19 protein-coding genes are annotated in these 22,647 nt (G+C 38.3%); 12 read left to right on the forward strand and 7 right to left on the reverse strand.

Annotated features, from left to right (window positions below; genetic code table 11):
* Positions 1-77: 77 nt before the first annotated feature.
* Complete coding sequence (locus ESZ36_RS14180) at positions 78-1,109, reverse strand: lipid A deacylase LpxR family protein (RefSeq protein WP_246129107.1); 1,032 nt, start codon at positions 1,107-1,109, stop codon at positions 78-80.
* Between the two features lie 333 nt (positions 1,110-1,442).
* Here ESZ36_RS14180 and ESZ36_RS14185 point away from each other — a divergent pair, with 333 nt between their 5' ends.
* The 4 genes from ESZ36_RS14185 to ESZ36_RS14200 all read left to right on the forward strand — a co-directional run bounded on the left by ESZ36_RS14185 (position 1,443) and on the right by ESZ36_RS14200 (position 6,740).
* Positions 1,443-2,048, forward strand: coding sequence for an HdeD family acid-resistance protein (locus tag ESZ36_RS14185; protein WP_246129108.1), 606 nt, complete (start codon positions 1,443-1,445; stop codon positions 2,046-2,048).
* A gap of 155 nt (positions 2,049-2,203) precedes the next feature.
* Entirely contained in the window at positions 2,204-4,150 is a 1,947-nt protein-coding gene (locus ESZ36_RS14190) for an alpha/beta hydrolase family protein (protein ID WP_146789103.1), read from the forward strand.
* Between the two features lie 404 nt (positions 4,151-4,554).
* Positions 4,555-5,607, forward strand: a complete 1,053-nt coding sequence (locus ESZ36_RS14195; RefSeq protein ID WP_146789105.1) for a hypothetical protein — start codon at positions 4,555-4,557, stop codon at positions 5,605-5,607.
* Between the two features lie 80 nt (positions 5,608-5,687).
* Positions 5,688-6,740 (forward strand): hypothetical protein, encoded by a 1,053-nt coding sequence (locus tag ESZ36_RS14200; protein WP_146789107.1) that lies wholly within the window; start codon positions 5,688-5,690, stop codon positions 6,738-6,740.
* A 137-nt stretch (positions 6,741-6,877) separates the two neighbouring features.
* Here the strand turns inward: ESZ36_RS14200 and ESZ36_RS14205 are convergent, their stop codons facing one another.
* Positions 6,878-9,217, reverse strand: coding sequence for an aminotransferase class V-fold PLP-dependent enzyme (locus tag ESZ36_RS14205; RefSeq protein WP_146789109.1), 2,340 nt, complete (start codon positions 9,215-9,217; stop codon positions 6,878-6,880).
* 420 nt (positions 9,218-9,637) lie between these two features.
* Between ESZ36_RS14205 and ESZ36_RS22935 the strand changes: the two genes are divergently transcribed.
* Positions 9,638-9,937, forward strand: a complete 300-nt coding sequence (locus ESZ36_RS22935; RefSeq protein WP_246129109.1) for a hypothetical protein — start codon at positions 9,638-9,640, stop codon at positions 9,935-9,937.
* A complete protein-coding gene (locus ESZ36_RS14210; protein ID WP_146789111.1) occupies positions 9,924-10,784 on the forward strand; it encodes a bile acid:sodium symporter family protein in 861 nt (286 codons plus the stop codon). Before ESZ36_RS22935 ends, ESZ36_RS14210 begins: the two co-directional genes overlap by 14 nt.
* 24 nt (positions 10,785-10,808) lie before the next feature.
* Here the strand turns inward: ESZ36_RS14210 and ESZ36_RS14215 are convergent, their stop codons facing one another.
* Positions 10,809-11,807 (reverse strand): helix-turn-helix domain-containing protein, encoded by a 999-nt coding sequence (locus ESZ36_RS14215; RefSeq protein ID WP_146789113.1) that lies wholly within the window; start codon positions 11,805-11,807, stop codon positions 10,809-10,811.
* Positions 11,808-12,063: 256 nt separating this feature from the next.
* Here ESZ36_RS14215 and ESZ36_RS14220 point away from each other — a divergent pair, with 256 nt between their 5' ends.
* The 4 genes from ESZ36_RS14220 (at position 12,064) to ESZ36_RS14235 (ending at position 16,288) form a co-directional block, all read left to right on the forward strand.
* Complete coding sequence (locus ESZ36_RS14220) at positions 12,064-13,818, forward strand: arylsulfatase (RefSeq protein ID WP_146789115.1); 1,755 nt, start codon at positions 12,064-12,066, stop codon at positions 13,816-13,818.
* Positions 13,819-14,220: 402 nt separating this feature from the next.
* Positions 14,221-14,508, forward strand: coding sequence for a BufA1 family periplasmic bufferin-type metallophore (locus ESZ36_RS14225; RefSeq protein ID WP_146789117.1), 288 nt, complete (start codon positions 14,221-14,223; stop codon positions 14,506-14,508).
* Between the two features lie 110 nt (positions 14,509-14,618).
* Positions 14,619-15,506, forward strand: a complete 888-nt coding sequence (gene bufB / locus ESZ36_RS14230) for an MNIO family bufferin maturase (RefSeq protein ID WP_146789119.1) — start codon at positions 14,619-14,621, stop codon at positions 15,504-15,506.
* A 2-nt stretch (positions 15,507-15,508) separates the two neighbouring features.
* Positions 15,509-16,288, forward strand: coding sequence for an HvfC/BufC N-terminal domain-containing protein (locus ESZ36_RS14235; protein WP_146789121.1), 780 nt, complete (start codon positions 15,509-15,511; stop codon positions 16,286-16,288).
* A 117-nt stretch (positions 16,289-16,405) separates the two neighbouring features.
* Here ESZ36_RS14235 and hmpA read toward each other — a convergent pair whose 3' ends face one another.
* From hmpA to ESZ36_RS14250, 3 genes are all read right to left on the reverse strand, one after another.
* Positions 16,406-17,602 (reverse strand): NO-inducible flavohemoprotein, encoded by a 1,197-nt coding sequence (gene hmpA / locus ESZ36_RS14240; protein WP_146789123.1) that lies wholly within the window; start codon positions 17,600-17,602, stop codon positions 16,406-16,408.
* Positions 17,603-17,702: 100 nt separating this feature from the next.
* The gene (locus tag ESZ36_RS14245) at positions 17,703-18,974 is read right to left on the reverse strand and encodes an NnrS family protein (RefSeq protein WP_146789125.1); all 1,272 of its coding nucleotides are present in this window, start codon (positions 18,972-18,974) and stop codon (positions 17,703-17,705) included.
* A gap of 1 nt (position 18,975) precedes the next feature.
* Positions 18,976-19,248, reverse strand: coding sequence for a hypothetical protein (locus tag ESZ36_RS14250; protein ID WP_146789127.1), 273 nt, complete (start codon positions 19,246-19,248; stop codon positions 18,976-18,978).
* 1 nt (position 19,249) lies between these two features.
* Here ESZ36_RS14250 and ESZ36_RS22555 point away from each other — a divergent pair, with 1 nt between their 5' ends.
* Both ESZ36_RS22555 and norR read left to right on the forward strand, forming a co-directional pair.
* A complete protein-coding gene (locus tag ESZ36_RS22555) occupies positions 19,250-19,426 on the forward strand; it encodes a hypothetical protein (protein ID WP_170235853.1) in 177 nt (58 codons plus the stop codon).
* A 43-nt stretch (positions 19,427-19,469) separates the two neighbouring features.
* Positions 19,470-21,053, forward strand: a complete 1,584-nt coding sequence (norR, locus tag ESZ36_RS14255; RefSeq protein WP_146789129.1) for a nitric oxide reductase transcriptional regulator NorR — start codon at positions 19,470-19,472, stop codon at positions 21,051-21,053.
* 71 nt (positions 21,054-21,124) lie between these two features.
* Here the strand turns inward: norR and ESZ36_RS14260 are convergent, their stop codons facing one another.
* Complete coding sequence (locus ESZ36_RS14260; RefSeq protein WP_146789131.1) at positions 21,125-22,441, reverse strand: amidohydrolase; 1,317 nt, start codon at positions 22,439-22,441, stop codon at positions 21,125-21,127.
* Positions 22,442-22,647: the final 206 nt, after the last annotated feature.

Consider the following 22,647-nt stretch of genomic DNA (forward strand, 5'->3'; position numbering starts at 1 on the left):
TATTTTCCGTTGCAAGGCTGTCCTGCGAGTAACCGCAGGACTTTTGATTGGTATAATAAGATATATTTATTAAAACGTTAAGCACGCCAAAACATTTCAAGCGACGCAGTAGCGTTGTATTTACGTAGGTCTTCTTTGTAGTCAGGAGAACTGGTAATAATACTAAATGCTAATCCCCATGACTCTTGATAATAAACGGCACCGGTAGATAGTGTTGCTTGCCAATGTTCAGTATGTACATCAAATAAATGCTTAGGGCGTGCGCCATCAATAGTAATATCTTGAAATCTATATCTCCCCTCTATTGAAAGGTAGTAAAATTGTCCGGAATGACTTTTTGATAATACACTTACGTCAATGTATTTACCCGGCATAGCCCCAACACTAGCAAAACTTTCATGTAAAGAAGTGCCCCACCTGATGGTGCTACCCAGTGCAACTTCGCTTTGATAATTACCCACATTAACTCTACCTGATAAGCCCGTATCGTAGTCTTTATCAAACCAACCTTGTGATCTGGTCAGCAACCGTTGGCCCTCATAAGAAAAGCTAAAGACGGTTTGATTTTCAATTTGTCTAGCCCAGCCCATAGGTTTTGGTGAGCCTATTAAACTATGAACAGACTTTTGTGAATTCTCTCCAAAAGCATCAGGACCAACAGCCCCAAGCATCAAACTGTATTTATTAGCTGCATCCGCAGAAAATTCAAAAATATTCGCTTCAATAAACAAAAATCCGGTGTAGGGTCTATCGTTTTCTCCTTCAACGGGAGATTCTAAGTCGGTCGGAGTCCATATTTGTTGACCAACAGTAATCCCCCAACCTTTGTTACTCTGTTGATGTAACGGTAACCAATTGCCAATAGTTTTAAGCAGCCACGGGGAATTATTTTCTATATCAACAGTACTACTTGAGTTGAATTTTAAAAATAGACCATTGGTGTATCCTCTATCAGAGCCTAGAAAACCATCATTATCAAGGCTTAGGCTCATACTGCTGGTATTGTATTCCTCAGCGATAACAGAACCTCCCATGAGTATTGCAAAACAGATAACAATGACATTGATGAGAGTACTTGCTGAATGAAAATCAAAATGTATTTTTTTCATAACGATTATCCAAAATTATTTACAAAATATATGAAATTAAAAAATCAATAATTTAGGATGTTTGTTGAAATACACTTTGCCTAGTCATGGTTATTTACGTTGAAGTAATTTAATAACAATTATTGTTTATCAACTTGTTCATCCTGAGATAAATGTTATCAAGGGCAAACTCAGTCAATGCATCCAAAAGGCTTAACTTTGAAACTGATCGTCTTAATAGGAAGGTTTCGAAGTGTCACTCGGAAAGGGGGGCAATAATGAATACAGTTTACTCCGTATTTCTGTTACATTATTTTAACAAAGATTGTTATGTCAATTTAAGGATAATTCTCTATGACAGATATCATTCCTCACTCTGAAGATACGTCGGAAAATCAGCCAGAAGTGATGCCAAAAGTAACTCGTGAAACATCAGCTCAGCGGATCAATCTCGCTTTTATAAAAAATACCAAAGCGGTTGGCATAGTGATGATCATTATTGGCATCTTAGGGATTTTGGTACCTAATTTAATTGGTTTGGCATTTAATACTTATGTCGGTGGTATATTCTTAATATCAGCAATCGCACTGGCTTTTAATGCCTGGCAATATAAAACACAAGATATGTCTTTATGGTTTAAGCCCTTTATTTTAATGGCTTTAGCACTTATTATTTTTACTCATCCAGCTATTATTCTTGGTGTCTTAGGGGTGTTAATTGCGATTTACTTTTTAATTAGCGGCTTTAGTGCTGTTGTGGTTTCTTTTGGACTTAATGCATCAGCCAAATTTTTCAGTCTGTTAAGTGGTGTGATTTCTTTCATGTTAGGCGTAATTGTACTGACTAATTGGCCCTTTGCTAGTGCTTGGATCATTGGTCTTATTATTGGCATTACCTTTTTATTTGATGGAATTGCTTTATTAAGCATCTCGAATCAACTAAAGAAAACTCAACAATAGTGGATTAAGTCGCGCTATATTTTGTGTTTTTGGTATGTTTCACCTCAATTTTTAACATCAGTTTTAACATCGTTTTTTACATAGGAAGTATAGGTTTATTAATTTTTTACACGTGTAATTGATTGTTTATCTATTTTAAATAAAAGGATTTAAGTGTGGTTATATTTTTTAGAATGGTAATTTTGCTTGGTTTTATCTTAGTTTCAGCGACGGGATACGCTAAAAACTGGGATGGAATATTCGAGCGGGCACAGTATCAAAATGCCAAAATATCTCCTGATGGCAAACATCTAGCGGTGTCAGTATTTAGCCAAGGGGAGGCGACTCTTGTTTTTTTAGATAGTAAAACACTAAAAGCTGTTTCAGGCTCTAAGCTCGCTGGACGATTAGAGATTGATCAGTATTACTGGGTTAATAATGAACGAGTCGTTATCAGTCTTGCCAAGCGAGATCCGTGGCTTGAAGAACCCCAATCTTATGGTGAATTATTTGCAGTAAATATTGATGGCTCAAGAGGGAAGATGATTTTTGGCTATCGAGCTGGTGAGAAACAAACAGGCAGTTTTATTAAAAAGAAAGAATCAACCTTTGGCTGGGGTAAAATTGTTGATATTCTGCCAGAAGATGAGAAACATATTTTAATTAGCTCTACACCTATGAGTACAACAGGAGAAAGATTCGCCACTGTCTTAAAACTTAATGTTTATACTGGGGTAATCAAAAGGAAAGTCGTTAAATCTCCTGTGCCTTTTGCTCGATTTTTAACGGATGGTCAAGGCAAGGTAAAGTTTGTGGTTGGCACTGATGGAAATAATGATACTAAACTTTATGTTAGGCAAGATGGAAAATGGAAACACATCCCTCAAGATATTGTTGGTTCAAGTGTACAGCCACTGTTTATAGATGCATCAGGAAAATATTTATACACCATTGATGATTACCAACAAGACATCAAAGGTATATTCAAGTTGAATCTGGAAAACTACCAATATAAATCGATTTACACAGATAAAGTAGTAAACATAACCGATGTTGAAATGACCACTGATAACCGTTTAGCTTATGCTGTTCGTGTTGATGATGGCTATCCAGCCTACTTAGTTTTAAATAAAAAGCTTGAAGAAGCAAAAGTTTTTAAAGAGCTGTTAAAGCTGTTTCCATATAGTTCGGTGAATGTAACCAGTAAAACCGAGGATGGACAACTTTATGTTGTTTTTGTTTCATCTGATGTTGACCCTGGAAGTTTGTATTTACTCGATAGAAAATCAAATAGTTTAAAGAAGCTCTTTCAATTTAAACCTGAATTTAAAAGTGCTGACTTTGCCCAAGTTGAACCTATTAAATTTGAAGCATTGGATGGTTCGATGCTCAATGGCTTTTTTACCCAAGCAAAAGCAAAACAAAAAAATGAATTAGCACCTACCGTTGTTTTAGTTCATGGCGGCCCTCATGGTGTGAGAGATTATTGGGAATTCTCTACCCAAGTTCAATATTTAGTTGCTCATGGTTATTCTGTTTTACAGGTGAATTACCGGGGTTCAGGTGGGTTTGGTGCTAATTATGAAAAATTAGGCTATAGAGCATGGGGAAGTCGAGTACAACAGGATATATTGGATGGTTACCAATGGTTAGTTAAAAATAAAAAAGCTGCTGATAATAATGTTTGCATTATGGGAGGGAGTTTTGGTGCCTATTCGGCGATACAAAGTGCAACCTTATATCCCGATGTTTATAAATGCGCCATAGCCAATGCTGGCATTTATGATTTAGAGTTAATGTTTGAAGAAGGGGATGTACAGCAAAGACGTTCAGGTATGAGTTATCTGAAACGCGTTTTAGGAACAGATGAACAACAGTTAAAAGGTATGTCTCCAGTTAACTATGTTGAAAAAATACAAGTGCCTATTTTATTGGCTCATGGCGAGAAAGATGAACGAGCCCCCTTTGAGCATGCGGAGCGATTAAGAGCAGCGCTTGATAAGGAAAAGAAGTCATATGAGTGGTTTGTTGTTGATAAAGAAGGTCATGGTTTTTTTAACCCTGAAAATCAAAGAGCTTACATGAAACAGGTTGTTGGATTTTTAGATGAGCACCTATTGTAAAGCTTGTTTGTATTCTATTTAGATCATACTTCTATTACTTAACTTATCAAAATTGAGAGAAAGTCAGCAACGATGCTGGCTTTTTTCTTTAGAGTAAGTGGCTGAAAATGCTATTTACTCACTCAAACCTGCCTAGCTTATTTAGTTAATCAAGAAACCAAATCTACACTAAGACTCTAATTCCTCTCATCAAAAAAAACTTTGAATTATTATCCTCCCCCCTTTCTTATTGATGACTATAACCGTTGTTTATTTTCATTATTCTTCTTGTAAATAAATAGTGTCTGGATAAAAAACGACCACTAATCTATTGTGATTTAACTGGTCCAACGTCAGACCAGTTAAATCACAATAATAAAAATATGACGGAATAAAAATAATTATAAAAAATAATTGGGGAATATATGAATATTATCAAAAACACAATGGCGATTGCAGCGCTCTGCTTGGCATTTTACTCAGCGGATACATACAGCAAAGAATATAAAATAGTACTTATTCATGGCTTTCAGCCACAACAATTGATATCCGATGGTGATGTTAGCGAAAGTGGTCAAAACTACTGGAATGGTTATTGGGACAACTTAAGTGATGCCCGTATTGATTGGCCCTCATATGAGCGAATTGAAGAGAAAATTGCAACGGATTATATTTGGCCAAAATTGAAGGCTTTTTCAGAAAGTGATTTCTGCTCACCTGGCTGTATATTTGTCACTCATTCTACTGGTGATTTAGTGGCTCGCTATATTATCGAAAATCAAGAAACGTGGTTAGAAAATGCTGGATTAGCACCGCTTAATATCGTTGCTACTTTTGATATTGCGGGTGCTGGCGGTGGTAGTGAACTTGCCGATTTAGCTGTAAGTGTCGCTCAGGGGACTGAAAGCTGGACCTTTATTATTGAGGCTGCGTTAGAGGCTTGTTTGGGAGGCCAACTTAGTGATGAAATGGGCGTACTTCATGACCTCAAAGTTAATAATGCGAGACAACTTGCACCATTACCTGATGCGAGAATTCCTCGTTTACGTTTTGTTGCTGATGCCAGCGATTTCTTAGGTGTTACAAGTCCATTTATTCAAGGCCATGATGATGGTGTTGTTGGTAGTCATTCCTCGTGTGGTGGAAACCGCCAAGGGCATTACGGTAGTTGTAGTTCGCAAGTCGATTTTAACGGTAAAGTGTCAAATCAAGGCAATGCGGTTTCAGGTTTTATGCCGTATCATTATCCTATGCTTATGAGTAAAGACTATGCTCACTTGTCTGTACTTGAACAACAGCACAAAGGTAAAGTAACGGCGGCCAGTAATCATGAAAACTTATTATCTGGTGAGGGCGTGCATTTTGATACTTACACTCAAACTACTGGTTGGTGGCTATGGAAAAGTAATTATCTTTATGTAGAAAATTCAAATGAAGACAGTATGTCAACGCTAATTTATGACGCGATTCCTAACTAATAATATATGAATAGCTGTTAATCCTAATTATTAATATTTTAAAGGGTTAACAGCTCATAAAGCAGGAAAGTTGATTAATTATGAAAAAATACAAAATTTTAAAACGAATAGTGACGATAAGTATTGTTGTTGTCAGTGTTTGGATTTTTTGGCCATCGATGCCGCAACAGCAAACAACGGTTAATAATTCGCTTATAACAACACCACTGCTAGCAGAAAAAAAACGGCTAGTTAACACTGCTCAAGTTAATAACTTGCTTGGGGTAACGTCTAAAAAAATAACGTCTAACGACTCTGCAACATTAGTGGCTAAGGCGTATGCCGCAGAACTAAGCTTTCCATCATACTCTCAACCATTAACTCATAATGATTTTGATCGCTTGAAACCAAATCACTTCAATCCGCAATCAATTCCCGTTGACGATGATGGAACTCAAGTCACTGCAGCACTATCAAAATATCGTTATACATACCCAGAACAAGTGTTAGCGACGCTTACAGGAAACAATATTGATAATGCAGAACTTCAGCTCATAGACCTGAACACTGGAGGAGTATTACTAAGCAGTAAGTTTGAACAGGAGGAAAGTCATTGGTATGCACAATTAAAAGGTAAACAAAATCTGCCAAGGCAATTGCAAGCTACGATCAAAGCCCGTGTTAACGGTAAGAATATTACTATTGCACTGGCGATGAAATATGTTGATTCAGTGGCAACTTTAGAAGGATTCAATTCAGTATTTAATCAGGATGCTGATATGGTAATGCAAGCTAATTTGACGACCAGAAAAAAAGGGCTTTATCGGGTACGTGCTAATTTATTTGATGCGAACAACCAACCCATCGCACACTTAGTCAGTAAAGAAAAACTCAATAAAGGTAATAGTCATATCAACTTAAAAGCGCACCAATCAGTATTGCATGGGAAACAAGCGCCATTTTATTTATCTACCTTCTCAATCGAGTTAATGTCGCCGGCACCAGGTAAACCCAAAAAATACGGAAATAGTGCGATTAAGAAATATGAAATTAAAGGTTTCGAAGTATCTAGTTTAAGTGATATACCCTATCAGTCTTCAAAGCAGGAGCAACAGCGATTGCGACTATTGCAGAATATGGCTGAAGGGGGATGAGTAAGTAAAGTGCGTGATAGCGATAGAAAACTAGTTTCTATCGCTATCATTTATCATAGGTTTAACAGGTGATAACTTCTCACCAAGTTTCAAACTGCTTGGGCTGTCACTAAGAAAATTTATACTTAAATGAGTGACTAGTACTGATGTAAAGCGTAACCACCTTTCAAATGACCAACATTTTCAAAACCTAACCGACCTAGTGCTTGAGCGGCTAATTGAGAGCGGCCTCCACTGCGACAAACCAATACGAATTCTTGTTCTTTATCTTGTTGTTGCTCTTTTACAAATTGCACCAGTCGAGTCAAAGGAACATTGTTGGTAAATTTTTCATCGTGTTGTAGTGCGTATTCGTGTGGTTCACGGATATCAATTAACTGCATGTTACTCGATTTTTGTACCGCTTTGGTTAAGCTGGCGCTGTCATATTCATGTACTACAACCTTTTGGCAAGCACTGGCTAAATTACTGGTAAACGCGCCACACATAATTTCATTACCAGACTCTTCGATTATATGTTTATCCATTTTAATTTTTTTACTAGAAAACTCTTCAATATCTATTTCACTATTCATAACTTGGCGAAGTAGCGAGTTACCTGTCATTTCAGTTTCAAGGCAGGTAGTAAATTCGTTGTGATAATCATGACTTGGGCAAATCAGACTGTCTTTGCCGATGAGTGTATTCATTAACTGTAAACTTGAATACATTGCTGGCGTACTGCTGGTTGAAAAATTGCTGCGACCAATACTGTCCATCAAAATCAGATCACCACAAAAGGCATAGTGTACCTGCAGTTTTTCTGCTGAATGGGTGATTGGATCGCACAGTAACAAACTGATGCTGTCGTCGGTATGGCCAGGTGTAGCTATTTTTATTAACCACTTATCACCCAAAATAATGTATGGGTATTTTTGGCCATGAATGTTTGTTGTTTGCGCATCAGCTGGCCAGCCAAGTGAGTCAGATTGTTGCTCGGCTAAAAGCTTTTTTGCGATACTATTACGACAAGACTCATGGTCTGCATGACCATGGGTATCAATGACGGCAACTAAATCAAGTCCGCGACAAGTCAATAATGTTTGTAGACGTTCACTGACTTCCGGTAAGGGATCGATAAATAGTGCCGATTGCGTTTTTTTGTCGACATATAACCAACTACAACTGCCGCCTACTTTAAATTGCACAAGACCTTCTAACTCTGTCTTATCGGTGATGCTATTCGTGTTCATGGTATGTGTGTCAATACTCTTTGTACCGAGAGTCAAACAGCTCTGCACCAATGCTTGAGCTGCTGAAACTATTCGGTTACAAGCAATGTCAATTTCTGTTTGGGTCATCGCGGGTCCAAATGACATTCTAATGGCTGACTCACTTTGCCAAGCGGGAAGTCCCATGGCATCTAAAACGAAACTACGGGTAACTTTAGAGCTGCAAGCCGAGCCTGAGCTAACGCGTATATTGGCCGCGTCGAATAAATCCATTATCTCTTTCGAGCTAAACCCTGGGATAGCAAAATTAAGGGTGGTTGCTACTGAGTTTTCAAAGCTGTGGTTAAAAGTGATCTCAGGAAATGCCTGTGTTAATGCCGACACTAACTGCAGACGATATAAGTGCAAGGTTTTTACTGGGGTAAAGCTAGCTTCACTTTGACCTAACAACATACTAAAGATTTCACTTAATGCCGCTAAACCGGGCAAGTTTTCGGTGCCAGAACGCAATCCACTTTCTTGACCTCCACCTGCAATAATAGGGGTAAATGGTGCATTTTCTTTAACGTACATAAAACCGATACCTTTAGGAGCATAAAGTTTGTGCCCACTAAAAGCAGCATAGTCAATACTTGTTAGTGCTAAGGCTAAGTCTGTTTTACCTAAAGCTTGCACGCAATCTACCATCCAGGCTACGTTGGGATTATTGGCTCGTATTGTTTGATCGAGAAAATTTATATCTTGATAAACGCCAGTTTCATTGTTAACCGCCATGGTACAAATCATCAAGGCGTTAGGTACCTCTTTAGCGATGAAGTCCATATCTAATTGACCTTTTTCATCAACAGGAATCGCTTTTATCTCAGCATTTATCTCCAGAATTTTGTTCCAGTGCTTTAGAGATTCGGGTACGGCTTTATGCTCAGTTGCACCATACAAAAGGCTATAGCTTTTGGTTTTATTAAGGGTAGCTTTGGCATTGACTAATGCTGATAATATTGCTGTCTGGATACCTTCAGTGGCACCACTGGTAAAGATGATTTTCCCTTCATCAGCGCCAATAATACTTTTTGCTTGTTGACGTGTTTTGTCGACTATTTGTTTGGCTTGCAGCCCAGTAATATGGCTACTACTCGGATTGCCAAAAAGAGTTTCCATCGTTGATAAAGCTGCTGATGCCGCTTGTGGTAAAACTTGAGTGGTCGCATTGGCATCGAGGTAAATTAGGCTAAGTGGTTGTTTAGTGTTTTTTGATAAATTAATCATGAACTTCTCTCAAGTTATGTTGCTAATGTTTACTGAAAAATTTGGTCATTAACAATGATATGCATAAGATAATTATTTCATGTAGTCGTCGGTTTTATTTTGCGTATTTTATTTATAAATACTGAATAATGAGTTTTAAATTTTAATTAATTGTTATTTTGAAGATTAATAATTTAAATATGTCCTGACTTGTAGATTAAATAATCATTAGTTGTTTTTCTTACCCGCGCTCACGTTATAGGTTTTTTAGTGTTTGTATAATTACGGGTGAAAGTGTGGGTTTTTCGGCAACTTTCTTCTTGGTGGCAGAGCGTGAAAGGGGTATTATCTTTTCTAAGTCTCTAGGGGCTGTTGATCTTTCACGGTTAAATTTTGTTCGCCTTTTTTAAAGAGAGTAAAGCGTTTTAATCGCGGCGAGTAGTGTGTAGCCTAGTCACTCTAAGCAAATACTACTCAACAATGAGTAAGACGCTTTTAGCCGAATCCATCGGACAGCGTTTGTTGGTCATTTGTACGGCGTTATCGCCTTTTTATGTGACGCGACATGGATGTCGCTTATTAGACAATGCAGGAGCATATTGTCCTGAACAACCACATGACAAAGGCTCTGCCTTGTATAAATACCCAACAAATAGCTGCAAAAACAATCTCGAAAGATCAACAGACCCTATTATAAAAATCTTAATATTGTTAGGTATCAATTCAAATGGAAGTGATTGAGTTAGCCATCCCAGCGTTAGTTTTCTTTTTAATGTTCATTATCGGCGCTAGTCTTGAAAAGCGTGATGTTAATGAAGTTAAGGCGCAAAACAAAAAAATATTGCTCCTCACATTAGGGCAAGTTTTGTTACTGCCATTATGTGCTTGGATCATAATAAAACTAATGAACCCACCGGCTCTGGTAGCAGGAGGAATGCTTTTAGTGTCTCTTTGCCCTGGAGGAGCTGTTTCTAATATTTATAGCTTTTTGGCAAGAGCGAATGTTGCGTTATCGGTTACACTCACCGCTTTTAATGGCTTAGTCGCTGTCTTTATTTTACCTGTCGTTGTTGTTACTGTATTTCCAGCACTGTTGACGGTTGATTTAGCGCTTGAAAACTTGATGATGAAACAAGCACTGCAATTAGTATTGTTACTGCTTTGTCCCGTTGTACTTGGCATGACGTTAAGGTATTGGAAACCAGTTTTGATACAAAAAATGATGCCGACTTTTGAGAAAATTGGTGGGATAGGTTTACTGTTATTATTAATGACTATTTTGGCTAAATTTCAGCACAAAATTGCAGAGCAGTTATCATCTTTAGTTTTATTAGCATTAGTTTTCACGCTAACTTCTATTTTTATTGCCTATTGTCTAGGGCGGATATTGAAGTTGTGCCAAAGTGATCAAGCGGCTGTTGTGATAGAGTTTCCAGTGAGAAATTTGGCATTAGCGGCGCTAATTGCAGTTAACCTTTTTCAAAATAGTGATTATTTATTGTTTGCGGCAGTATTTTTTGTCATTCAAACGCCTATTATGTTGGCAATTACAGCATGGTATCGAAGCCAACTAAGCACGAATAAATAACAGGTCATCTTTTAGTTTATCTGATTAAACTTGTTGAATATTATTGAGTGTTTCTGAAGGTAACTCTTGAAAAAGTTGACGATATTCCCTAGCGAAGCGGCTTAATTCAATAAACCCCCAGTTAAGTGCTACATCTACGACTCTATCTTTTTTAGGGACAGAAATTAGCAGCTCTCGCCTAACGCCATTTAACCGAACTAACCTTAAATAACGAATAGGTGTTACCCCTAAATATTCTTTAAAACCGTATTGGAGGGTTCTTTCACTTAAGTTGGCTATTTGACACAACTCGGGAATGGTTGGAATTTGATCAGAATAGTTGTGTAAATAGTCAATTACTCTACGTACACCTACGAGTCTATTTGATTGACTGGATTTTTTTTCAACAGGTGGTGTAGTTTTACTCAGAGCATTAAATAGCAACCTCAGTATACTGTCGCCAAGCATGCGAATAGCATTCTCTTTTACTAATATTTTAGGGTTCTGTTGGATTATATTAATAATGTTATTCAACCCTTGACCATAATGATTTAAGGCGAGATGGTCAGTTAGTGAAGCCTTACTGAGTAACCAATTAGATGGGATTTCTTGGCCTGTGAGTCGCTCTATATCATGACTAAATTTTTCCCTACTAAAGACGGCGGCAATAACATGTATATTGTTTTTAAAGTTTAAATCCCAAGTACCACCTGTCGCTTGAAGAAGGGTGTTTTTTTGTTGCGATTTACCACAAAAATTAAACCCTTCTGAGTTTGACAATAATGTTGCAAAGGGCAGGAAACTGCTAGCAGGTGCTGCTTCAATTAAGACTCCCGCGGAGAGCTTCTCTCGGAAAATTTGTACACCACCTAAGTTAACTTCTACATAATCGCCTTTTAATTTTCCGGGGTGCAATTGAGTATATCTGCGATTTTTATTGATTTGAAAGTGAGAAAGCTCATCAATGTCAGATGTTGATATACCTCTGATTTTGTTAATGTTGCTATTGATAATGCTCTGGGAGAGATTATTTTGATGTTTCATCGCTTATTAACGTCCTTTATCGATAAGCCTCATTTACACGATTAAATTAATGGCGATATAAACAGCACGTTTTCGGAAAGTGCCTACTCAAGTGTCCACAACGTTAATATAATGCCTAAGATACTATAAATGGATTTTAACCCTCAATACAACTTTATTTATGTTGCAGTAAGTCAGTAGTTATTGAGGAAGTAAACCGATGTAGTCCATTGAACAAATTAATTTAAAACTTTATTTAGGCACTCTGGAAACATTTATGAAAAAAATAATAACTATTCTTTCTACGGTCATATTACTCACCAGTTGCGCGGAACAGTCAGAATCTGTTCAGCCCAAAGCAGTGGCTGAAACCGTGGCTAAGAAACCCAATATTCTGCTTTTGGTGGCAGATGATACGGCCTTTGGCGATATTGGCGCCTATGGCTCAGAAGTTCACACGCCCAATATGAATAAAATTGCTAATGCGGGTATTCGCTTTACTAACTTTCATGTATCGCCGGTTTGCTCGGTAACACGTTCAATGCTTCTTACTGGTAACGATAATATTGAAGTCGGTTTAGGATCCTTTGATTACTCTATTTATCCGCCGACAAGAGGTAAAGAAGGTTATCAAGGTTATCTCACCAAAAATGCAGTGACTATTTCGGAATTATTAAACGATGATGGTTATGAAGTCTATAAATCAGGTAAATGGCACTTAGGTGGCGAAGAAGGTAATGGTAAAGGTCCTCTAGAATGGGGTTTCACTAAAGAGTTTGGTATTTTATCGGGTGGTTCTAATCATTGGAATGACTTAGCAATGACGCCTGACTTTAAAGATCCAAATGGCCTGAATGTTAAAAGAAAAGAAGATTGGACCTTGAATGGCGAAGAATATGATCGCCCTGAAGGCGTTTATTCTGGCGAGATATACACTAATCAAATGTTAGAGTTTATCAAAGATGGCGCTAAAAAAGATAAACCATGGTTTGCTTACATGGCCTTCACTACCGCTCATTTTCCTGTACAAGCCCCAGCAGACTTAATCATGAAGTATTATCCTAAATACCTAGCACTAGGTTATGCAGGATTAAAAAAAGCTCGATATGAAAGTCTTAAAGCCCAAGGTTTGATTTCACACGAAGCGACTGAAGCTCCTTTTAATAACCTTACCGTTAAATGGGAAAGTCTTTCACAAGAAAACAAAGAAAAACAAGCCAAAATAATGGCCACTTATGCCGCTATGATTGAAGATCAAGATAATAGAATAGGTCAAATTTTAGCGTATTTAAAAGAGTCAGGTCAGTTAGACAATACGCTAGTCGTATACATGACAGATAATGGTCCTGAAGGTTTTGAGCCGACCAATCCAAAAACCGGAAATCCAGAGATGGCAAAATGGGTTGAAACTCAGTTTGATTCGTCTTTCGAAGCGATTGGTACAGCTAACTCTGAAAATGTTATTGGAACCTCTTGGGCAAATGCTGCCACAGGTGGTTTGCAGTGGTGGAAGTGGTTTATTGGCGAAGGTGGCACACGCGTGCCATTAATGATTGTTCCTCCTGGTGGTTTCAGTACTGATTACGCTCGAGCCGGTGAAAAATCAAATGCAGTTGTATATGTTAAAGATGTTCCTATGACCATTTTGGAATATGCCAACGTTAAACACCCTATGACCCAATACAAAAATAAAAAGGTAATACCACCTAGTGGTATCAGCATTAAACCTTTCTTAGATGGACAGTCTGACGTTGTGAGAACCGAGAAAGATTGGTGGGCATTTGAACTCTTTGGTAATGGTTATGTTATGCAAGGTGAATTTAAAGCGATGAAGGTAAGAACGGGTATGTTCGGTGATGGTAAATGGCATTTATATAATGTGGTTGCTGATCCGTCAGAGTCTAAGCCGCTCGATGTTAAACATCCTGAAAAATTAGCCGCTATGATTACTTTATATAAAGGCTATACCGCTAAAAATAATATAATCGAAGTAGATGCGAGTTGGAGCCCTTTCGCAGGTGCTAGTCAGTAAATAACAGCTTCAATAGCGATAATCATAAAAGGGTGGTTTACATAATGTGTACGCTACCCTTTTATTTATGACGATGCACCAAATAACATTGCCATTGCAAATGATACTTAGCTGTTTAACTTGGGTATTTGCCATTACATGCCATCCGATAAAGTGAGTAAAGAAGGTTATCGTTTATTACCGACAGTGAAAGTGAAAAAATAATTATTAGGGTGCAGTCTTGAAGTAACAGATTAAATATCTTAACCATAAAAGCCAGTAAGTTAGCAAAATAACTTACTGGCTTTTGTATTTATTAAGCTTGCAGCGACCAACAAAAAAAGATGTTTTTTGAAATTTATTATTCTTATTCTCTGTCTTATTTTTGTACACAACAATTAATTACACTTTAAGGATATCACTATGGACAACAAAAAAATTGCCAGTGCAGCTATCTCTAGTATTTTAGCATTAGGTGTTTTAACCGCTACTTCTGCTAATGCCGTCCCAAACCAACCTACCTCTTGGGAAAAATGTGCGGGTATAGCCAAAGCAGGTAAAAATGACTGTGGCGCATTAAACGGCAGCCATAATTGCGCAGGGCAAGCAACAACTGATAATTCTGCGCATGAGTGGGTTTATGTACCTCAAGGCACTTGTGACAAAATTACGGGTGGTGTGGTCAAAGCGCTAAAACCAGCGAAAAAATAGCTGAGAAAATAGAGGTTAGTAGTTTTGTTGGATTTATAGGTAAGGCGCTAGAATAAAGTACTTTGCGCCTTACCAAATTTACACTTAATTGATTTGATATGGTATTAATCATGCAAAGTATTCAAGGCGTGGGGGTGTCACTGAAACATCAGCACTTCCAAGAGTTTATTAACCATAAACCAGATGTTCCTTGGTTAGAGGTTCATACGGAAAATTTTTTTAGTCAGGCAAGTACCTCGTCAAAATATCTGGCTCAGATCCGCCAAGATTACCCTATCTCTGCCCATTGTGTTGGCATGTCTTTGGGCTCAGCAGCAATTAACTGCCCTGTTCGTGAACAACACCTTCAAAACATTAAAAGTACTGTTGATTGGTTACAGCCAGGATTGATCTCAGATCATCTTTCTTGGAGCGCATCACAGAGCGGACATTACTTACCCGACTTATTACCTATCCCGCTCACTGAAGAAGCCTTTGCTATTGTTGCTAACAATATTAAACGCGCGCAAGATGTTTTACAAAGGCAGATATTAATAGAGAACCCTTCAAGTTATTTAACTTATGTAGACTCCCCGATAACTGAGTGGCAGTTTCTATCTTCATTGGCTGAAGATACTGGCTGTGGGTTATTACTCGATGTAAATAACATTTATGTCAGTGCACATAACCATAACTTTGACTGCTTAACCTATTTAAATAATATTCCGCTCACTGCGGTGAAGGAAATACATTTAGCCGGTTTTAGCACCGAGATGATTGAGGGTAAAGAACTCTATATAGATACTCATGGTGATAGGGTTTGTGATGATGTTTGGCGGCTATATGAACAAGCAATTAAGCGATTTGGCGCCTTACCAACCTTGATTGAATGGGACACTAATATTCCTGATCTCGCCGTGCTGTTAGATGAAAAAAGCAAAGCTGAAGCGATTATTACCAAGGTTGCAAGTATTGAAAAATCGAACCTGATAGCTAATACAGTTAATGGGCAGAGTTGATTATGACTAAACTCGCTGAGCTACAAACTAACTTTATCCGTGATTGTTTATCGGGCCAGTTAACTCCTGAGAATACTTTAATGGCTAATGACCTTGATACCCAGTTGATTTCTGCTCAAGGACTGATGAGCATTTATCAAAATAGTGCCATCGCCAATATCACTAATTCTTTGAGCCTTAGTTATCCAGTGATTGAAAAATTAGTCGGTAAGGATTTTTTTCAAGTCATGTGCGAACAGTATATTGTTAAGCACTGGCCAACATCAGGCAATATGGACGACTATGGCGAATCTTTTTCATCATTTTTAGCTGAATTTGAGCAGGTCAGGCATTTATCATATCTTGAAGATGTTGCTCAACTGGAATGGCGTTTTCATCAAAGTTCATTAGCGAATGATAATAGTTATTTTGATTGGGCTCGCTTGGCAGAAGTTGCTTCATCAGAGACAATAACGTTTTTATTGAGCCCTTCACTATCAATAATGTCTTCGACTATGCCTGTTGATAAAATTTGGTTGATGAACCAAGTGAATACACCTGAAAATATTGAGTTATCCCTTGATGGTGATAGTGACACTTTTATCGTGCTATTTCGACAGGGATTAAAAACTGAAATGATGACGGTAGTTGCGAGTGAGTTTGCGTTTTTACAGTCAATTGAAAATGGTCATGATTTTGAAGCCGCTATTGAAAGTGCTCAGACTGTAGATGCCAACATGTCGATAGATCATTGCCTTAAGAAATATATTGAACTAGGCGTTATCTGCGGCTTTTCGGTTTAGCCTTGTAATTAGTAATAATTATTAGCGGGAATTATTAGCATTAAGTACCAGTACTAATCCGTTTGGTATTAGTACTGGTTATTTAAGTCATTTACTAATAAATAACTAATGAATTATTTATAAGTCAGCATGAGGACCGAATACTTCATAATGAATATTGCTTGCTGCTACACCTAATGTCAGTAATTGCTGCTTGGCAAATTGCATAAATGGGATTGGTCCACAAAGATAAAAGTCACCTTGTTCAATAGGTAAATCTATTTTAGTAAAATCCATCATGCCTTGCTGTATGTGTTCCTGCGAAACATCTTCAGCTCGATACCAAATATGTTGTTGCCAATTATTTTGGTTGACCAACTCTGTTGTTCTTTGATCAAATGAATGCTGTTCGCTATTTTCACAGGCGTGTAGGTACTGAACAGGATGACTATAACTTCGCTGTGCTAGTGTTTCTAATATGGCTTGCATCGGTGTTATGCCTACACCAGCAGAAAGTAGAACAACAGGTGCTTGACGGTCATTAAAGAAAAAATCACCTGCTGGTGCGTATAAATTGATGTTATCACCAATATTTACTTCATCATGCAAATAATTAGACACTATGCCTTTAGCAGATATTCCATCTACAGTATTTACTTCTCGCTTGACTGAAATTCGATAGGTTTGATCATTGGCTTTAGTTGATAAAGAATATTGACGAATTTCTTTAAACTCTCTGCTTGGATCTGATACTTCGATACCCAAATATTGGCCTGGCTGAAACCCAATAACGGGTTTGTCATCAACGGGCATAAAAATAAAGCTGGTGACGAGTTTCGATTCAACCACTTTATCTATTACCGTAAAAGCTCTGGCGTCACGCCAACCACCCAAGGTTTCAGCGCGCTGTTGGTATAGCTCTTCTTCTCGATTAATAAATATTTGTGCTAAAAACTGATAAGCAGCAGTCCACGCTTCTTCAACATCAGCGGTGAAAGCTTCACTGGCTAATTCACGTAGCGTTTCGATAAGGTGATGCCCTACAACGGCGTAGTGCGGTGCTTTGATATTAAAGCTGGTATGTTTTTGTGCAATACGCTCCACAGCAGTGGTTAACGCTGCGAGGTTTTCAATATTTTTAGCGTAGGCTGCAATGGCTTCAAACAAAGCAACTTGTTGTTTACCTGAGTGTTGATTGGCCATGTTGAAGATATCTTGAAGCTCAGGATTATGGCTGAACAACCGTTGATAAAAATGGCCCGTTAATGCAGGTCCTGCGTTTTCTAACAGGGGAATAGTACTTTTTATAATATCGATGTGCTTATCAGTTAACATGATTACTCCTAGGTAAACTTAAATGAAAAATATGTCCTAGGTAAAATCACCTAGGCACTTTTTAAAATTATCTTTTTTGATTATCTTTTTTACTTTTGTTCTAACGATTAAAGGATTTTTCAATTTTCTTAGCCGTTAAAATAGGCAAGTAAACCTTTAAGAAAAACAATCCTGCGATTAACCAAGCTAGTGCACTAATATTCCAAGCAAGTAATGGTTGCGACGTAATCGTTGGCAGTATGGCTCGGGTAAATGCTGAGAAGATAATCAGAAAAAATACCCATGAAACTAATTTACTCGGTATTAATGCTCTACCTGTATGCCCTAGAGATACTCGGCACATCATGGCAAAAATCATTAAGCCCATTGCAGCGATAGTGATCAAGTGCAGTGCATCACTAAAGGCGATTGATAAGCCAAAGTACTCAATGCTTTGCGCCTGAAAATAACTTAATCCAAGTAATATAAGTCCCAAACCTAAAGAAAAGTTGGCGAAATGTAATGACCATAATAAAGCGATGTTTCGGGTAGCAAAGCTGCGCCAATAACTTTGTCTGATAAGGTGAAGTAGACCGGACGCTATCATTAATATTGCCGGACTAAAGGGTAATTCAATGAAAGCAGAACTGAAAAAGGCTAATACTCCTAAAATAGACGTGATTGTTAATAAGGGCGTAAGCCAACTAGGCGTTTTGATAGGATCAAGCTTAGCGCCTGAAACGGTAAAAAAGGGGATTACGCGGCCACCTAAAATTCCCATCAACAGACAAAACATTAATACACTGGTTCTAGCAATATGGCGGGTTAATTCATGGTACCCATTAAAATCAAGCAGTAGTAAAGCGATATTGAGTAACATTAATGCCGATAACAACGGAATAAATAAGTAATTTCGTCGGTTACTACTTTTTAGCACTAAACGAGTAAAGACAATAATAGAGCCTAGCCACCAAAAGCCTTGTAAGACGATAGCCAAAATAATAGTGCTAGGTAAGTTAATTAATAATGCCGCTCTAACGATTAACCAAAGCCCTATGAAAGCGAGTACTTGTAAGCCCTTAATACTTGGTTGGCCTGTCCATGTTTGTGCGGCGGTAAGTATAAAACCGACAGCAACAGTGGCACCAAAACCAAAAATCATTTCATGAATATGCCAAGCCAGCGGGCTAATGCCATTTTCCGCAAAAGTGAAGTAGCCATTAAAATAAGCAGCCCATATTCCTAGTGCGACCATAGAGCAAGCAACGGCAAGTAAAAAGTAGCTTCTAAAGGGTAAATCTAATACTGGGTGTTGTGCTACATAATTAAGTGCATTGGTATCTTGATGATCATAATTTAATTGAGAGCTTTCTGAGTCTTGAATTTGTAACATGTTAAAAGTTCCTTTGACCGAAACCATGTAAAGCAATACAGCGCAATACATAGCCAATTTTGAGTAAACCAGCGAAAACAATGGTGGAAATATGTGCAGATACTTGTGCTGAAATGGTGAAGTGATCGTCAATAGCGAAAGTAATAAAAACAGAAGTAACCACAATAATAAAAGACAACAACATTAAATAATTACCTATGACTAAGCATTTTTGAAAAGCTAGCGCATTTTCTATTTTAGGCAGTTGAGGAGCGATGAAAAATTGCGAATACATAGTGAACTCTTATCGATTATTATTTACTTTAGTGCTTGCAAAGCAAGTGCCAAGTTTATTTGTTCCTTATATACAATGGGTTAATGATTTATTACGTGTTTATGTAGTCATTATGACCCTGTTAGTTGGTGGTCATAATGACTCTATTGTGTTATTTTATCTCATCAGGTGGCCGTAAAATTAAAGATAAATTTCTAAATTAGCTTTTCATCAGGAAAAATATGAAAAAAATATCATCAACGGCAGTTATTGAGCTAGCCCTCGACCTTGCAACGAGTTTAAATACCAAAGATAGATTTGATCGGTTATTAGATACGGTTAGGAAAACGATTACCTGTGATGCGGTAGCATTACTGTCCTTTCATGGTGACGTACTCAAACCTATCGCCTTACAAGGGTTAAGTAGAGATACCTTAGGTCGTCGTTTTTATGTCGAAGAACATCCTAGATTCCTAGCACTTTGCCAGTCAAAATCACCCATTCGATTTGCTGCTGACTCACCATTACCCGATCCCTATGATGGGCTATTGATTGATCGTGCGGGTGATTTACCTGTGCATTCATGCATGGGTTTGCCACTGTATTATGATGATAAACTGTTGGGCTTATTAACGATTGATAGCCTTACACCGCATGACTTTGAAGACATTGAAGTGCGCATTTTAGAGGTCATTTCAGCCATTGCAGCAGCAACACTCAATACGGCTTTTCTATTAGATCAACTTGAAAGTAGGGCTGATCATTCACAGCGCGTGGTGGCTGAGTTAACTGAAGAAGCGTGGAAACGTGATGGTGGTGAACTCATTGGAGAGAGTCCTATCATGTTACAACTGAAACAAGAGTTAGACATTGTTGCTTCCTCTGATTTTAATATTTTAATCTATGGTGAAACAGGGGTAGGTAAAGAGTTAGTTGCCCGAACTTTACATCAAAAATCACTACGACAACATGGTCCTATGGTTTATGTGAATTGCGCAGCGTTACCTGAAAATTTGATTGAAAGTGAGCTTTTTGGTCATGTAAAAGGTGCTTTTACTGGCGCGGATAGAAACCGTGCCGGTAAGTTTTCGCTGGCTGATGGCGGTACATTATTTTTAGATGAAATAGGGGAATTGCCCTTTGGTGCGCAGAGTAAAATATTAAGGGCAATACAGAGCAATGAAATTCAGCCGGTTGGTCAAGATAATGTTGAAGAAGTGGATGTTCGTATTGTAGCCGCGACCAATAGAGACTTAAAAGAAGAAGTGGGAGAAGGGCGTTTTCGTGCGGATTTGTACCACAGATTAAGCGTGTACCCCATTAGAGTGCCTAGGCTTTATGAGAGAGTTGGCGATGTACAGTTACTAGCAGGTTACTTTGTTGAACAAACTAGGAGAAAGCTTGGTATTCCTCAGCTAAAAATTACGGAGCAAGCTGTTGTCCATTTAACACAATATAATTGGCCTGGTAATGTGCGTGAACTAGAACATGTGGTTAGCAGGGCAACCCTAAAGGCGCGAGCACGTCAGCGTGATAAAGCGATAATATCAATCGATAAAGTCGATTGCGGAACACTTAACGCGGTTGGCGTAGAGTTGCCGATAGAGCTTATCGCTGAAAGTGGATTCTCATCAATTACGGAACAGCATGTTAACTTGAATTTAAAAGTAGAAACAGAGAGTTTTCAAAAACAATTAATTAGCCGTATTCTCAAAGAAGAAGAGGGTAATTGGGCTGCAGCGGCAAGGCGACTATCTACAGATCGCGCTAATTTAAACCGTATTGCTAAAAGTTTGAATATTAAAGTGGTGAAGTCAGTTGTTTAAGGTTTTTAAATTAAGCAGTATCGGCGACTAATTAGGGTATTTAGTCGCCCAATTCTATTGTAGCTTCTACTTTATTTCGCCAAAATGGATAACACTGCGCTGTTCATCGCTTGCGTTGCGGTAGCAATTACCTTTTCAGCATCAGGCGCCCAAAATGGACTATGAAGTGATGGTAAACCTTCACCTGTTTCTTGGGCTGATTGCCACTTATCATGAGGTACACCACCTACCCAAAATATCATGCTTTTAATGCGGGTATCTGCTCTATAATAACGACCAAAATCTTCTCCTGCCATTACCGCTGGTACTTCAATAACGCGCTCTTTACCTAGTTCAGCGGTGAATAATCCAGCCATTTTATTAGTGAATTCAGGCTCATTATATGTCGCAGGGGTATATTCATCTTTTACGGTAACTACCGGTAGTAACTTTTCAGGTAAACCCATAGCAATGCCTTCACCTTTAGCTATTCTGGTGATGCCATCAATTAATTTTTGACGTGTTTCATCAGAGTAGCTACGTACGGTCAACAGCAACAATGCCTGATCAGAAATGATGTTGTGCTTAGTACCTGATTGAAAACTACCTACTGTGACAACTGCAGGGTCTTGAGGGTCTAATTCTCGACTAACTAATGTTTGTAAGGCACCAACAATGCGTGCGCCTAATACAATAGGATCTTTAGTCGCGTGCGGGTAGGCACCATGACCACCAACCCCTTTAACAAGAATATTCACGCTATCAACATTGGCAAAGGTATAACCTGGGGTATAACCAATAACACCGGCCTTTAAGCTGGCTGAATTATGAAAAGCTAAGGCATAGTCAGGTTTTGGGAAACGCTTATATAAGCCATCGGCTATCATGTCTTTTGCACCACGACCACGTTCTTCAGCAGGTTGTAATATCATCACTAAAGTACCAGACCAGTTCGCTTTTTTTTCACTGAGTAACTTTGCTGCACCAACCCAGCTACTCATATGGGTATCATGTGCACAAGCATGCATGACATGCGCTTGTTGGCCTTCTTCAGTGGTGGTGGTAACCTTGGAAGCAAAGGCTAATCCGGTTTGCTCTTTTACCGGTAAAGCGTCCATATCAGCACGAATTAATACGGTTGGGCCTTTACCATTTTTTAATACTGCAACGACACCCGTACCACCCACTTTCTCAGTGACTTCAAAACCTAACTCACGTGCAGTTTTAGCTAACTTTTTAGCGGTGTTAAATTCTACGCTAGAGAGCTCAGGGGTTTGATGTAAATCTTTATACAATGTCATCAACTCAGGCATCGCTGCTTTAACTAATTTTGCATTGTCTTGGGCTGCATAGGTTAATGTGCTGCTAGCAAGGCATAAAAAAGAGGTTATAAATACTATAGTTTTCATTGTATTACTCAGTTGACGATTGAAAAAACCATCTTAGCTTAATGGGCGAGGGGGTTCAAATAGGATTACTAGGAACAATTGACTATACCCTTTACCCATCATAGCAGCGCTTGAACAACATCACTTCATCGTTGCTGTGACTTATAATGACGCTGCATGGATGTAGCTTATTAGAGAATGCAGGAGCATATTCTCCTGAACAACCA

It is taken from the genome of Colwellia demingiae (assembly GCF_007954275.1).
In the GTDB taxonomy this organism is placed as follows: Bacteria; Pseudomonadota; Gammaproteobacteria; order Enterobacterales; family Alteromonadaceae; genus Colwellia; species Colwellia demingiae.

Excerpts from the sequence above, each read along its gene's own strand:
- bufB (WP_146789119.1), top strand. The coding sequence starts at position 14,619 with ATGCAAAGTATTCAAGGCGTGGGGGTGTCACTGAAACATCAGCACTTC.
- ESZ36_RS14205 (WP_146789109.1), bottom strand. The coding sequence starts at position 9,217 with ATGATTAATTTATCAAAAAACACTAAACAACCACTTAGCCTAATTTAC.
- ESZ36_RS14260 (WP_146789131.1), bottom strand. The coding sequence starts at position 22,441 with ATGAAAACTATAGTATTTATAACCTCTTTTTTATGCCTTGCTAGCAGC.
- ESZ36_RS14225 (WP_146789117.1), top strand. The coding sequence starts at position 14,221 with ATGGACAACAAAAAAATTGCCAGTGCAGCTATCTCTAGTATTTTAGCA.
- ESZ36_RS14200 (WP_146789107.1), top strand. The coding sequence starts at position 5,688 with ATGAAAAAATACAAAATTTTAAAACGAATAGTGACGATAAGTATTGTT.
- ESZ36_RS14185 (WP_246129108.1), top strand. The coding sequence starts at position 1,443 with ATGACAGATATCATTCCTCACTCTGAAGATACGTCGGAAAATCAGCCA.
- ESZ36_RS14245 (WP_146789125.1), bottom strand. The coding sequence starts at position 18,974 with ATGTTACAAATTCAAGACTCAGAAAGCTCTCAATTAAATTATGATCAT.
- ESZ36_RS14220 (WP_146789115.1), top strand. The coding sequence starts at position 12,064 with ATGAAAAAAATAATAACTATTCTTTCTACGGTCATATTACTCACCAGT.
- ESZ36_RS14250 (WP_146789127.1), bottom strand. The coding sequence starts at position 19,248 with ATGTATTCGCAATTTTTCATCGCTCCTCAACTGCCTAAAATAGAAAAT.
- hmpA (WP_146789123.1), bottom strand. The coding sequence starts at position 17,602 with ATGTTAACTGATAAGCACATCGATATTATAAAAAGTACTATTCCCCTG.
- norR (WP_146789129.1), top strand. The coding sequence starts at position 19,470 with ATGAAAAAAATATCATCAACGGCAGTTATTGAGCTAGCCCTCGACCTT.
- ESZ36_RS14215 (WP_146789113.1), bottom strand. The coding sequence starts at position 11,807 with ATGAAACATCAAAATAATCTCTCCCAGAGCATTATCAATAGCAACATT.
- ESZ36_RS14235 (WP_146789121.1), top strand. The coding sequence starts at position 15,509 with ATGACTAAACTCGCTGAGCTACAAACTAACTTTATCCGTGATTGTTTA.
- ESZ36_RS14195 (WP_146789105.1), top strand. The coding sequence starts at position 4,555 with ATGAATATTATCAAAAACACAATGGCGATTGCAGCGCTCTGCTTGGCA.
- ESZ36_RS14180 (WP_246129107.1), bottom strand. The coding sequence starts at position 1,109 with ATGAAAAAAATACATTTTGATTTTCATTCAGCAAGTACTCTCATCAAT.
- ESZ36_RS14210 (WP_146789111.1), top strand. The coding sequence starts at position 9,924 with ATGGAAGTGATTGAGTTAGCCATCCCAGCGTTAGTTTTCTTTTTAATG.